The organism is Rathayibacter sp. AY1F8 (genome assembly GCF_002932165.1).
GTDB lineage: Bacteria > Actinomycetota > Actinomycetes > Actinomycetales > Microbacteriaceae > Rathayibacter.
In genome coordinates this window covers 54145-66419 of the sequence record NZ_PSVB01000014.1, presented here as the reverse complement: position 1 = coordinate 66419, position 12275 = coordinate 54145, and the positions used below count along the sequence as shown (strand labels likewise).

Here is a 12275-nt window from a genome sequence, read left to right as displayed (position 1 = left end):
GATCCCTACACGGGATGCACGCCAGCGACCTGACACCGGCGCCACTGCGCCCAAACGACGTCGGAGCGGACAAAGATCCGAGGCGTGAAAACAGCCCTGACGGTGAGCACTACATCTTCCTCAGGACCGCCCGATGGGTAGACGCCCCGAGGTCGTTGGGATTTAGGGCAGCGAGCAGCCCGCTCTAGTCGAGTGGCGCGTGTCGGTCGGCGACCGTTCGAACCGTTCGCACGAGTTGTGGGTCCTCGCCTCGGGCGAGTCCGGCGTACTCGAGGCGCAGCGAGCCGTCCTCGGCCGGGGTGGCCTTGATCCAGACTCGTCGGCGCGGCACGAATAGTGACGTGAGAAGCCCGGCGAGGACGAGAATCGCGAAGAGCAGCACCCAGCCCTGGGTGGCGTCGTGGTGGATGTCGAAGGACGCGAAGCGGCGGACGCTATCGGTGCCGATGACGTCCGGGTCGGCTCCGACGTTCTCGAAGGTGACGGTACCCAATCCGTCGGGCAGGTTCGTGGTCTCGCCCGGCTTCAGCGTCAATGGTGCTACTCCGGTGTCGCCTCCGGTCAGTCGAGTCAGAGAGTCGACGGCGAGCTCGTAGACAGAGGTCGGCACTCCGCCGTTCAATCCCAGGTCGCCCGAGAACACGTTGAGCGAGAGCACGGGGTACTGAAGGTCCGGGAAGACGGACGTCGATGCCCCTGTCGCGAGCTGGTCCTGGGTGGGGTAGAAGAAGCCGGTCATGCCGATCTGCTCAGCAAGGCCGTCCGTCACCTTCACCACTCCGACCGAGGTGAGGTTCGCGTTAGTCGGGAGGAAGGGCACCGAGTCGGTGAAGATCGCCGTGCCGGAGGGGTCGCGGACCGTGATCGTCGGGGCGTAGCCGTTGCCGAGGAGGTAGACATTCGTGCCCCCGATCGCCAGCGGCTCGTTGACCTTGACGGTGCGCTCTTCGCTGCTGCCTCCGCGCTGGGTGGTGGTGACGGTCGCGGTGTAGTCGATCGGCTGCCCGAACGCCTCGCCAGGCTCGGTCACGTACTCGACGGCCAGGCTGTCGAGGTTCAGCTGATACGGGTCGAGCTGGCTGCTGTCGAAGAAGCGCCCCGGGTTGAACGAGTCGTAGGCCGCGAGGTTGTTCGCGAACCCCTGACCGCCCTCGACCAGCACGCGCTGCCCGCTGTAGCCGAATCCGCCGCCGATACCCACGGCGACGAGGATGCCGACCAGGGCGGAGTGGAAGACCAGGTTGCCGGTCTCGCGGAGGTAGCCGCGCTCAGCGGACACGCTCGACCAGCGGCCGCGCGGGTCGTTGTACCGCTCTATGCGGTAGCCGGCGCGGCGCAGCATCGCATGGGCGCCCTCGATCGCCTCCTCCGCAGTGGAGCCCTCAACATCTCGGACGGTGTAGCCGGCGAGGCGCTGCAGGCGCGCCGGCGTCTTCGGCGGGCGCGAGCGCATCGCCTGGAAGTGGTGCTTCGTCCGCGGGATGATGCAGCCGATCAGCGAGACGAACAGCAGCAGGTAGATGCTCGAGAACCACGCCGAGGTGTAGGTGTCGAAGGCCTGGACCTTGTCGAGCAGCGGCGCGAGGTCCGGGTTGTCGACGAAGTACTGGGTGACGCCGTTGGGGTCGGAGGAGCGCTGCGGCACGAGCGAGCCCGGCACCGCCGCGATCGCGAGCAGCAGCAGGAGGAACAGCGCGGTGCGCATGCTGGTGAGCTGGCGCCACATCCAGCGAACCCACCCGGTGAAGCCGAGGGTCGGCTGCGTGATCGACCCGTCGGAGTCGAAGTGGTCGGCCGGGCGGAAGTTCGCATCGGTGCGAGCCTGAGCCGTGTCGGGCTCGCGCTCGAGAGACGCGTCGTGGTCAGATCGCTGATCGGACGTCATGGATCACCGCGCCGAGAGCGTTGCAGGCGAGCGCACTGCTCGCCCCGCTGGCCATCAGCAGCCCGCTGACGGCTGCACCGCGACGGCGGAGGCGGGGACGATAGTGAGCTTGTCGTCGCGCACGAGCTGGATTCGATCAGCAGTCACAAGTCCTCAGTGTATGGACGCCGCTCGATGTCCGGCTGACGCCGCCGACCCGGTGAGTGACACGGCGGCCACACTCGTCACGATCGGCCTCTGCGGGCCTGCGTAGCTTGAAACGTTCCGCTCACCGATCCCCTTACGGGACGCCAGATCGCGCTCGTCCGCCTTGCTCGCCGGAGCTTCGATGCGAAGGCGACTGCGGCCGTCAGCGCGCCCGCGGCAACACCCCAAGCGCGGCCGCCGGTGATGAGGCGCACCAAGTACAGCGCGGCGCCGAACGGTGACCCCTCCGCACCCGTCCGCCGACCGTTCCGCGGAGGATGGGTGACCGCATGCTCCGCACCCGCCGGTCAAGGCCGAGCGGCAGGCGCAGCCTCTCCAAGACTGCTCCACACCACCGGGACATCCCGCATGACCAGTACGTGGTCGAACGAAGCGGAGCCGGTGGGGAGCGCGTCGAAGAAGCTCGATTGGACACGCGTCGTACGAGCCGCTTCCACGCGCCAGGCGTGGGTGTCCAGCCGAAGCGGCTCGAGCCGCCCCGCTCGCGTCGGCGACCAGCCGACAGCGTCCTTCCGGAAGAAATCGGACGCCGCGGACAGGTCGGCGAACAGTGAACTCGTGAACGTCTCGGGCGGGACAACGTGGGCGTCGACAGCGACACGAAGATCGGCGGCGTCGACGGTCACACTCAGGTCGTCGTCCGATTCGACGGATCTCACCCGAGCGCGTTCATGGACGCCCGGGAACACCCGCCCACCCGCGACTTGGGCGAGACGCGAAGCGCTGTGCCGGCGCGGGATGAACACTCCGGTCCGGATCCCGTCGGGCCCGTCCCACTCGACTGCCACTCGATGGGCCGCACTCTCACTCCGGTGGCCGATCCTCGGTGCGACCCACATCGGCCGGAAACTTCCCAGCCGGATCAGGCAGACGCCCGCCACCGCGCTCCCGTCGACGATCTGCGGACGGAGCCCCTCGGGCAGCAGAGACTCAATCACGACGGGGTCCACCCGGAAGTTGACGAGAAGACGCCGCTCGATCGTCGCGGCCATGCGAGGAATGGTGATGCCCACCCCCGAATCTTAGGACCGCCCTCGTCCACCTGCTGAAGCACCCCTGTGGAATTGGGCGGTCCTCCTCCGCCTCTCGCTCGCCACGGGGACGAGAACGATGCGGCCGAAGACCGAGTCGTAGGGTTCCGGTCATGGAGCAGTCTTCATCCCCCGACCGCGACCCGGACCCGTTTCGGGCTCAGCTGGACGCGCGATGGAACGCGTATCTCGCCACTCACACGCAGGCCGCCGACCACGGAGAGTGGATGAACGAGGCGATGGGTGACTACCGAGACGAGATCGTGCACTTCGGTGGGCAGCTTCTCAACGACGTCGCGATCAGGGAGTGGAACCACGAGTCCGCGCAGCGCGCACATGACAAGTACGTCACTGAGGCGGAGCGTTACGACCGTGATCCTGCGGCGTGGGAAGCGGCGTTTTGGCTCCATGTTCGGGCCGGGTCCGACGACGACTGACGCCGGACGCCCTCTCTCGAGCTGAACGGCTTGCCCGCGACCGCTGACCCATCCCCATACGGAACGGTGAACGACCGCCCCCTGGTGGTTACCGCTTCGTCGACCACGCCTTCTCTATGGCGGCGAGCACGTCCGCTAGCTCGACGTCATCTCGCCGCACGTCCCGAACGAATGCTTCTGCAGCTGCGGTGACGTCGATGGCGATGATTCGCCCGGGTCTGACTGTGGTGCCCTGGGAGCGTCGTGTTTCGACGTGGCCCGCTTCTTCCAGTTCCCGATAGGCGCGCGCTGCCGTACCGACCGCCACTCTGAGGTCACCCGCAATCTGTCGAACGGTCGGGAGGCGCTGGCCTGCCTGCAACCGGCCAGACGTGATTTCTGCCGCCAACGCTGCGCGGATCTGCTCGTAGGGCGGTCGAGGATCGTCAGCGTCGACCTCGATGCTCATCACGCCATCACCGTCGACACGTCAGCGGCACCCCGAGGAAGGCGCGCCAGAGACGTGGCGGCCAGTACCGCCATCACCATGCCGACGAGGAACACGACGCCGGCCACACCCAAGAGCACCAGTCCAACGATCCCCGCGAGCTGTGCCGAATCGGGCGTCATGCCCGTCTCGAGAACAGGTGCGTTCATCAGCGGAAGCGCCGCCGAGCCCAGGAAGACCGTGCTCGTGAGTAGGAGTGAGGCGTTGGCAACACGAAGAACGAGCCGCACCGCGCCGCGCCGCAACGCGGTATCTGTTTCGCTGAGCTCGGGCCAAGCGGTAGCGGGAGAGGTGACGACGCGGCGCAGAGCGTGCCGAACGGCAACGACGAGCAGACCGATCAGGGGAAGAGCCGGCGCTGCGAAGAGCCATCCCGGGAACAGGAACGGCCCTCCAGCGAGGCAGGGGTCCGAGAACATCACCGGACAGATCCAGCGACCATCGTCCGCCGGCTTCGACAGCAGACCACTCAGGAGTGCGATGAGCGCAGTCATCGAGGCGATCGTGGCGAAGGTCGCGCGTTGTCGAACCGTGGAGTAATCCGAAAGTCGTCTCGGCATCACGCTCGCCGTGCGTCGCCTCATCGCTCCATCGATGGAGGGCACGGGCATCACACTGAACACGCCGAGCCCTACAGCCGCTGCGAGCAGCAGCCCGAGCAGGAACGGGACCGACTCCAAGCGCGGATTCGCTATGTGAATCAGCACCGCGACCGCGAAAGCGACGAGCGCGGCGGCGACCGAGGTGACCATCCGCACGACGCCGACGCGATGAGCGCGCACTACGGCAGGCGGCTGTCGACGTTGAGTCAGCAGCGACACTCCTCCCGCGACGACGCTCGCCACGACGAGCACACCGATCACGACCAACGTGATCTCCGCGAAGCCCCAGTTACCCACGACCGTCCCCTTTGTGTTGAGTAGACGATACAAAGGGGCGAGGGTTTGTGTCAAGCGTGCGAAACAAGGGCAGATCACCGAAGGGGTCGACCAGAACAAGTATCCAATCCCAGAGAATCCTTCAACCAACCCGCCCGGTAGACGATCCCCATACGGGACCAGTGGCACGGCGTCGCCAGCACCTGCGCTGGTACGCTCCCCACCATTCGACCTACTCGAGGGGCAGCACGATGCAGACGCTTCGCAACACCGTGCTTACCGTGACGGTCGCAGGGATCGTCGCCGGCTTCCTTGCTGTGGGTGCGGTGGCTACCGGGATCACCAGCGAGAAGCCTGCCGCGGGAAACCCCGAGCCGGTTGCCTACTCCGAGCCGAGCTGGACCGACACCAGCACGCTCATCATCGGCGGTTACGAGACACCTTCTCCTGAAATGATCGCGACCACTCCCCCGCTCTCCGAAGAGTGACGACGGCACCTGCCGACGATCCGGCTCGCTGCGAGACGGGGGCATTCTCGTGACGTGGGAGCAATGGACGTTCTCGCTCGGAGCGATCCCCGTGTCGCTCATCGTCCTCAGGAACGTGCTGTGGAGATTCGGCTGCACAAACTCCGGGAGCAAGATCCTTTTCGCCTTCGGCCTCGGAGCGTGCCTGCTGTGCATCGCCCTCGCTGTGATCTGGCAGGTCCACGCCGCGAACGCCGACTGGGCTCCACCCCGGGACGACCAGAACGAAGTTGGCGGCCTCATCCTCTGGACTCTCTACTGGAATGCGGTGGCTGGCTTCTTCACCGCACTCGGCATCCGAGTCACCGACATCCTGATCATCGAACGGACGCGGCGGATCTCCGCCACCGTCGCCCCTGACGCAGCGTGAGGAGCAGGACATCTGGTAAGCGATCCCCCAGCGAAACAGTCGGGGGGCGCCAATGCTGTCGACTCGAGAACGCGTCACTCGCGCGCCTAGGGCGCGTACTCCTGTGACCAGTAATCGGCCCGGACCTCTAGGAGGGGTCCGTCGATAGCGGAACTCACCGTGATGGTGCGCGGGTCCCAGAGTGTTCCTGCGATGCGCGCTTGCGGCGTCGTTCCGAGCTCGGTCGACAGCTGCTCGGGAGTCATCGCGTCGGGCGGGCGCACCGAGAGCAGCCGCCAGCACCCACCGGAGGCGCACTCGACAGTCTCACTGACGAGCTCGCTCCCGTCTGGAAGGTCGACGGCCGAAGCCGCCGGCACGTCCCCCTCGGTCCTGAATACGGCCAGACCGGCGTAGTGCACGAGAGCACAGAGGGCGGCTGCAGCCGCGATCGTCGTTCCCGCGATGACGAAAGGGCGTCCGCGCTTTCGGGGCTCATCCATAGGCCCGGACACTAGCAAGCTGCTGTAGCCCCTAGCTGGCCTCAGCGGAGGGAACCGCGAGCACTCCATCCGGTCGCCCCAACCGCACGGCCAAGGGAAGAGCGGGGACGTCGCTTACCCTGAGCTGGTGGGGACATTCTCGAAGGCGCGAAGCGCGGTCGTGATCGCAGCATGCCTGATCGTCGTCACGGGATGCACGCCGCAGCCTGAACCGCCGGCTCCGCCTCCGGTGTCCACAGACAGCAGCTCCGACGCCGCACTGACCGGTGACCTTGGCGTGGCAACGTTCACGGGGAGCGATGGGACGGCCGGCAGCATCCGTTTGAGTGCGGCTGATGGCCGGCTGGCTCTGGCATCAGACGAGCTAGAGATTCCCGCCGCGACCGCATCTTCCTCAGGTTCCGTTGCGGTCATGGCAGCGCTGGACCCGATCGATGAGGGCGCCACCTGTTTCGACATTGCTTTCCCAATGGGTCTCGCGGATGCGGAGCCAGGGAAGCCCTACAAGGCCTGGCGGAACCTCGCAGAGTTCCACGGCGACCCGACAGCGATCGATCAGCTCGTCATCACCACCAAACCGCAGAACGATTCCGACTGCTCGATGAGGATCATTGCTGTCGCTGACGTCCGATGGAGCGTGAAGCCTCAACGCAGTGATCTCGTCGCCCAGGACGCCGGGCCGCGTGCAGCAGCGCGTGGCGAAACGACATCGACGGACGGAATGCCGACGTCGTACACGGTCGCTCGCAACGACCTCGCAGAGGACGTCGCGGCACGATTCGACATGACGGCCGATGACCTGTTCTACCTCAACCCGTTCCGCTTCCCTTCCGACGAAATTCTGCGCGTCGGCGAAGAATTGAACCTCACCGTCGCGGCGCGATGACCTCCACGCGGGCCACTCGATACCGGGCCTGACGTTCCGGCTCTTGATCAATCTGGTGGAGCGCGGTGCATGATGTCCCGATGAACGTTGGAGAGCCCCCGCGACCGAGTGCAGCGACGCCCATCGTTCTCGCCTTGGTTTTCGGCGGTCTTGCAGCCGCCCTGGGAGCCGTAGCCTCCATCTACATGTGGGACCCGAGCGAGACGTGCAGGACCCGCGGCGGAGGCAGCCTGACGGGAGAGGGGTTCCTCTGGAACCCGCTGTGCTCGGATGGGTCAACCGTTCAGCCGATATGGATGACGTTGACGACTGCTGCGGCGTTGATCGTGGCTGTGACATGCGTCGTCATCGCGGCCATCCGCCAAGCTGAACGTGACGGACGCGAAACTGCGTCGCCCGACGTTCTGCACGACTACTCGCGCCAGACCCTGCCGGAAGACAACGGTCTCCGCAAGCTGGGCGACGAATGGTGACAGACGGTGACTCTCAGGGGTTCTATCGTCTCGCCGTAGCAATGCGGCGTGCATCGGTCTACGGATCCGCGTTCGGGTGACCGCTCAACGATCCCTCAACGGGACGGTTGCTGCGTCTGCATCCGTAGCCCTAGGCGAAGGTGTCGGAGGAACTTTCGGCGGCGAGGGAACGTTTTACGCGGTCGCGGACACTTCCTAGTGTGAGTGAGCAAAGCGATGAAGAGGTCTGGGCCCGAGCCGTGGGGGGCGACGGTGATGCCTACGGGATCCTCTTCGACCGTCACCGTGGACGTCTCTACCGCCACGCGCACGCCTTGGCGCCAGGTGGGACCGACGCGGATGACGCTGTGGCGGTCTCCTTCTTCGAGGCGTGGCGCCGGCGAGAGGCGATTCGCTTCGTGGACGGCTCGATGCTGCCCTGGCTGCTGCGTACCTGCACCTACGCGCTGAACAACCTCGCCCGGGCGTCCAAGCGGTACCAGGCGGCCCTGAGCCGACTACCCGCGCCCGAGCCACACGAGGACCCCGCTGATATGTCCGACGAGGGCGAAGCTACCTCCGCGCTGCGCGGCCTCTCCCTCCTCGACCGCCAGGTAGTGACGCTCTGCGTGCTCGAAGACCTCACTGACCAGGAGGCAGCCCACGTGCTGGGCGTCCGGGTCGGAACCGTCAAGTCGCGCCTCTCCCGCGCGAAGAGTCGATTGCGCGAGCAACTCGACACCACCACCGCTCTCTCTGCGAAAGGAATCACCCATGAAGTCTGAACCGGGTCTGTCGGACCGCGACCACGAGCTGCGACGGATGCTCGTCGCAACACCCACCGCCACGCCGGTGCGCGCTCCTCGCAGCCGGCGCACTCTCGCCGTCTCCGTCACCGCGTTCGTGGCAGCCGGGATCCTTTCCGGCGCCGTGTCGGCAGCAGCACTCGAGAGTGATGCACCGGATTCGACCGTGAACATCGCAGAGGTCACCCAGGCGCTCACCGAAGGAGACGCCACGTTCTACGGAACGCCCGTTGTCATCAACGGGCAGGGTCGGACCGAAGTGCAGCTCGGCCCGGCACCGGACCCCTCCGCAAAGATCGCGACCGCCTTCGTCTGCGTCGACCGCGGCCGCTTCGATCTGGAAGTCGACGGAGAAGCCAAGCCGGGAATCAACTGCGACGGCGACACCCGCAGCACCACGAACGGCGGCGCGTTCCTGCCGGTCTTCGGCGACGGAGAACACACGATCACGGTGGTCGCGGACGGACGGACTCGGTACACCTTCTGGGCCTCGTGGATCAAGCCGGCCGAGGATCCCGAGCCCTCCGCCGCCCTCACGGAGGCACTCGCAGACGGTGTCGTGACTGAGAGCGAGTACCGCGACGGATTCGCCCGTTATCGAGCCTGCATGGAAGACGCCGGGTTGAAACTCTTCCGCGTGGACGAGTCCGGACCGATCATCAGCTACTCGAACCTCACCGACAACATCGACTCAGGAGACGAGAAGCGCTGCTACGACGGAGAGTTCGGCCAGCTCGACGCCGAATGGCAGGTCGGCATCAACGGGTAGCGCGCCACAACCAGCGGCAGTCCGGCGCCCGCTGCGCGTGATCACGCCGTGACCAAGAAGCGGCCGACGGCGCTCCGCCATCGGCCCGATGGTCGTCGGCGGGGCGTCCTATCGAATCCATCAACTCTCGTGTCCGATGACCGATCCCTCTGCGGAACAGTTCGGCGGCGCTCGCGTCGGTTGTGAAGGGGACCTTGAGCATCTGAATGTTCGCGGTCGTCTGCACGAGTGCCGGGGTGGCGCGATGCGTTGTGCAGGCGTCTGCGAGAAACGACAGGCGCATCCCGCTCGGCGAACTGATGCGGTGAGCGACCCCTCGACGGACGCCGCGGCGCTGGTAGAGCTATCTTCAAGATGGACACGGGAGGGCTGATGCGAGCCGAATGGAACGAAGCGTTCTTTGACGCGCAGCGCGAGGAACCGCTGACCTATTGGGTCTGCTTCTGGATTGGCGCCGATGACGAGCTGGCGGTGACCCATGACCCGCAGCGGATCACGGACGCCGACTCGGTCGAGGAGGTCCTGGCCTGGATTCACGACACGAAGGGCGACCGAGACTTCGAGCTGTTCGTGGAGACCCTCAACCACACCGAGACCCGCGAGCACGGCTGGATGCCAGCCCGAAACCTCATCCACCTCGCCGGCAATTACCGCCCACCAGGAACGACTTCCACCCTCTCTGCAAGCTCGGAGAACTAGCAGCACCTCCACCCCGGCCGGGCGACACGAGAAAACAGCTAGCCGCCCAGCAGTGCCCGCCCGGGGCGACGTCGACCCGAACCACGCGAAGCCTTGGCGGGGCAGCGGACTCCGGGTTGGATGAGCACATGCAGAGCCGAAAGTCGAGCAAACCAGCGACCAGCCGCACGTCATCGATCCGGTAGTCGTACTCCGAAACCGGATGACGCCGCCGCATCCCGACAGCCTCGATCGCTGCGGCAAGCTCGGCATCCGGCAACATGCGCTGATCCTCCCAGACGCACGGCCGGACGATCCCCATACGGGACGACCACCTTGGCCGCCCGCGGCGGACGCTGCGGACGACTCGATGCGTCCCGTACTTCTTTCTCGTGGAGGGTCTGAGCAGTGGTCTTTCAAGCAGGACCGGCGGACGTAGCCTTCTCAGCATGACGACGCCGGCTGAGTCCGTGCCCCTGACCAGCCCACGGCCGCCGCAGCGGCGGCGGCACGGGGCGCTGCTGTTCTTGCGAGACGTGGTGGTCATCGTCCTGGTGGCGGTTCTGGTGTCCAGCCTGGTCAAGACGTTCCTCGTGCGGTCGTTCTACATCCCGTCGTCTTCGATGAACAACACGCTGGTGCAGGACGACCGCATCATCGTCAACGAGCTCGTCCCCGATGTCGTACCCCTGTCCCGCGGAGACGTCATCGTGTTCAAGGACCCGGGCGGATGGCTTCAGCCCGTCCCGCAGGCCGAGGACACGTCCATCGCCTGGCTGTTCGAGAACACGCTGCAGGCGGTGGGACTGGCGCCCGAGGAGACCAACGATCACCTCATCAAGCGGCTGATCGGGCTTCCTGGCGATCACGTCGTCTGCTGCACGCCGTTGGGGCAGATGACCGTGAACGGGCAGCCCCTCGATGAGGCCTCGTACATCAAGGACGGCGAGAACGCCCCGGCCGCGTCGAGTATCCCGTTCGATGTCACCGTGCCTGCCGATGGGCTCTGGGTGATGGGCGACAACCGGGAGAACTCCGCCGACTCCCGCCTCCAACAGGGCACGCCCTCCAAGGGCTTCGTCCCGATCGACAACGTGACAGGCCGAGCCGTCGCGATCACGTGGCCGATCGACCGATGGCGCTGGCTCGACAACTTCCCCAACACGTTCCAGGGCCTCGATCCACGCTAGAAGCGACCTCCTACAGAATCAGCCTGGGCGAGCCGACCGATCCCCTAGCCCCACCGGGCAAAGGACGCCATGCTCGCGTCGCTTGTGCAGACGACCTCGAGCATTCGAATGTTCACGGTCGTCTGCACGAGTGCCGCAACGGCACGAAGAGTCGTGCAGGCGACCGCGAGGAACGACACTGATTGTCAGTGTTCGCACTCCTCTGCACGCGGGCGCTGCGCCGCGCAATTGCGCGGATGTCGGCCGCCGCTCAGCCGTCGACGTCGCGCTTTACACCTGGTCGACGTCAAGACGTTGGCCGGCGCTGCGCGGGTGTCCGGATAGCAACCCCTCATCGGACGCCCGCAGCGGCGGCCATGGCCGGTACGGTGGCCGCATGAAGGACGACGAAGAACGTCACAACCTGGTGGCACTCACCGAGATCCTCAACGGCTACATCAGAGCGATCGAGAACCCCGAGAAGCTGTTTCAGGTGTGCGCGAACGTCTCGGGAGGTCGCGACAACGAGAGGGCAGCCGTCGCCGCGGCATTCGAGGTCAGCGACGTGGTGGCCAATGCGATTCTTGACTTGCAAGTGAGGCGCTTCACGCCGAGGTCGATCGAGCAGATGCGGAACGAACTGGCCGATTACAACCGTCGACTAGCCGAACTCAACCGACCGTAGGCGATCCCCATACGGGACGAGCCGCCGCCGTGGCCGGTGTAGAAGTCACGCCGACCTCAGGAAGCGTTGATGTCCCCGTGGATCGTCAGGAACCAGGCCGTGTCGCCGTCCGCGTTTGACGCGGTGGCCTCGACAGTCGAAATCGGCTTCTCGCCGAGCGACGCCGGGTCGATCTCGTGCGGGCCATCGGCACAGTCGATCGCCTCGAGGGTCGTCGTCGTCCTCGTCGTCGGGCCTCCTGCCGTGGACAGCGATCCGATCTCGAGATCGATCACTCCGTCCCCGAGACATTCAAAGGTGATCGCTGTCGGCAGGGCGGGTCGCGCGAGAGTCGCTTCGACGTGGCCACCATCATCGTCGGCGTTAGCGTTCAGCGAGAGGATCGCAACAACGTCACGGCCCGTTTCCGCATCCGCTTGGCGCTCTGCACGCCACTGAGTGATGCGAGGGTCCTCCCCAGATATCGGGGCGCAGCCTGCGAGAGACGCCACGAGAACAAGACCAACTACTGCGCTGATGGGACGGT

At 66.0% G+C, this 12275-nt stretch carries 15 protein-coding genes; 10 read left to right on the top strand and 5 right to left on the bottom strand.

Annotation, left to right across the window (positions count from 1 at the left end; translation table 11 throughout):
* Positions 1–184: 184 nt before the first annotated feature.
* Both C5C35_RS11370 and C5C35_RS11365 read right to left on the bottom strand, forming a co-directional pair.
* Positions 185–1885, bottom strand: coding sequence for a cytochrome c biogenesis protein ResB (locus C5C35_RS11370; RefSeq protein ID WP_104263147.1), 1701 nt, complete (start codon positions 1883–1885; stop codon positions 185–187).
* A 494-nt stretch (positions 1886–2379) separates the two neighbouring features.
* Positions 2380–3105: a DUF2071 domain-containing protein gene (locus tag C5C35_RS11365; protein WP_219812209.1), complete on the bottom strand. Its 726-nt coding sequence runs from the start codon at positions 3103–3105 to the stop codon at positions 2380–2382.
* Positions 3106–3236: 131 nt separating this feature from the next.
* Between C5C35_RS11365 and C5C35_RS11360 the strand changes: the two genes are divergently transcribed.
* Positions 3237–3560, top strand: coding sequence for a hypothetical protein (locus tag C5C35_RS11360; protein WP_104263146.1), 324 nt, complete (start codon positions 3237–3239; stop codon positions 3558–3560).
* Between the two features lie 88 nt (positions 3561–3648).
* Here the strand turns inward: C5C35_RS11360 and C5C35_RS11355 are convergent, their stop codons facing one another.
* On the bottom strand, positions 3649–4008 hold the full coding sequence (locus C5C35_RS11355) for a GntR family transcriptional regulator (protein ID WP_104263145.1): 360 nt from the start codon (positions 4006–4008) through the stop codon (positions 3649–3651).
* A complete protein-coding gene (locus C5C35_RS11350) occupies positions 4008–4946 on the bottom strand; it encodes a hypothetical protein (protein ID WP_104263144.1) in 939 nt (312 codons plus the stop codon). Before C5C35_RS11350 ends, C5C35_RS11355 begins: the two co-directional genes overlap by 1 nt.
* 230 nt (positions 4947–5176) lie before the next feature.
* Between C5C35_RS11350 and C5C35_RS11345 the strand changes: the two genes are divergently transcribed.
* The 9 genes from C5C35_RS11345 to C5C35_RS11300 all read left to right on the top strand — a co-directional run bounded on the left by C5C35_RS11345 (position 5177) and on the right by C5C35_RS11300 (position 11749).
* Positions 5177–5413, top strand: a complete 237-nt coding sequence (locus C5C35_RS11345; RefSeq protein WP_104263143.1) for a hypothetical protein — start codon at positions 5177–5179, stop codon at positions 5411–5413.
* Between the two features lie 91 nt (positions 5414–5504).
* Positions 5505–5822 (top strand): hypothetical protein, encoded by a 318-nt coding sequence (locus tag C5C35_RS11340; protein ID WP_146078857.1) that lies wholly within the window; start codon positions 5505–5507, stop codon positions 5820–5822.
* A 609-nt stretch (positions 5823–6431) separates the two neighbouring features.
* Positions 6432–7190, top strand: a complete 759-nt coding sequence (locus C5C35_RS11330) for a LysM domain-containing protein (RefSeq protein WP_146084599.1) — start codon at positions 6432–6434, stop codon at positions 7188–7190.
* 296 nt (positions 7191–7486) lie between these two features.
* Positions 7487–7663 (top strand): hypothetical protein, encoded by a 177-nt coding sequence (locus C5C35_RS17005; RefSeq protein ID WP_181028852.1) that lies wholly within the window; start codon positions 7487–7489, stop codon positions 7661–7663.
* Positions 7664–7863: 200 nt separating this feature from the next.
* On the top strand, positions 7864–8427 hold the full coding sequence (locus C5C35_RS11320) for an RNA polymerase sigma factor (protein ID WP_258063341.1): 564 nt from the start codon (positions 7864–7866) through the stop codon (positions 8425–8427).
* A 37-nt stretch (positions 8428–8464) separates the two neighbouring features.
* Positions 8465–9217 carry a hypothetical protein gene (locus C5C35_RS11315; protein ID WP_104317915.1) on the top strand — a complete coding sequence of 251 codons (753 nt, stop codon included), beginning with the start codon at positions 8465–8467 and terminating at the stop codon, positions 9215–9217.
* Positions 9218–9571: 354 nt separating this feature from the next.
* Positions 9572–9916 carry a hypothetical protein gene (locus C5C35_RS11310; RefSeq protein ID WP_104261691.1) on the top strand — a complete coding sequence of 115 codons (345 nt, stop codon included), beginning with the start codon at positions 9572–9574 and terminating at the stop codon, positions 9914–9916.
* Between the two features lie 428 nt (positions 9917–10344).
* The gene (gene lepB / locus C5C35_RS11305) at positions 10345–11085 is read left to right on the top strand and encodes a signal peptidase I (RefSeq protein WP_104263140.1); all 741 of its coding nucleotides are present in this window, start codon (positions 10345–10347) and stop codon (positions 11083–11085) included.
* 376 nt (positions 11086–11461) lie between these two features.
* On the top strand, positions 11462–11749 hold the full coding sequence (locus C5C35_RS11300) for a hypothetical protein (RefSeq protein ID WP_146084598.1): 288 nt from the start codon (positions 11462–11464) through the stop codon (positions 11747–11749).
* 56 nt (positions 11750–11805) lie between these two features.
* Here C5C35_RS11300 and C5C35_RS11295 read toward each other — a convergent pair whose 3' ends face one another.
* Positions 11806–12024, bottom strand: coding sequence for a hypothetical protein (locus C5C35_RS11295; protein WP_104263138.1), 219 nt, complete (start codon positions 12022–12024; stop codon positions 11806–11808).
* Between the last annotated feature and the right edge of the window lie 251 nt (positions 12025–12275).

What these genes read in the sequence shown, in the direction of transcription:
- C5C35_RS11370 (WP_104263147.1), bottom strand. Translation starts at nt 1,885, where the DNA reads ATGACGTCCGATCAGCGATCTGACCACGACGCGTCTCTCGAGCGCGAG.
- C5C35_RS11360 (WP_104263146.1), top strand. Translation starts at nt 3,237, where the DNA reads ATGGAGCAGTCTTCATCCCCCGACCGCGACCCGGACCCGTTTCGGGCT.
- C5C35_RS11355 (WP_104263145.1), bottom strand. Translation starts at nt 4,008, where the DNA reads ATGAGCATCGAGGTCGACGCTGACGATCCTCGACCGCCCTACGAGCAG.
- C5C35_RS11345 (WP_104263143.1), top strand. Translation starts at nt 5,177, where the DNA reads ATGCAGACGCTTCGCAACACCGTGCTTACCGTGACGGTCGCAGGGATC.
- C5C35_RS17005 (WP_181028852.1), top strand. Translation starts at nt 7,487, where the DNA reads ATGACGTTGACGACTGCTGCGGCGTTGATCGTGGCTGTGACATGCGTC.
- C5C35_RS11315 (WP_104317915.1), top strand. Translation starts at nt 8,465, where the DNA reads ATGCTCGTCGCAACACCCACCGCCACGCCGGTGCGCGCTCCTCGCAGC.
- C5C35_RS11310 (WP_104261691.1), top strand. Translation starts at nt 9,572, where the DNA reads ATGGACACGGGAGGGCTGATGCGAGCCGAATGGAACGAAGCGTTCTTT.
- lepB (WP_104263140.1), top strand. Translation starts at nt 10,345, where the DNA reads ATGACGACGCCGGCTGAGTCCGTGCCCCTGACCAGCCCACGGCCGCCG.
- C5C35_RS11300 (WP_146084598.1), top strand. Translation starts at nt 11,462, where the DNA reads ATGAAGGACGACGAAGAACGTCACAACCTGGTGGCACTCACCGAGATC.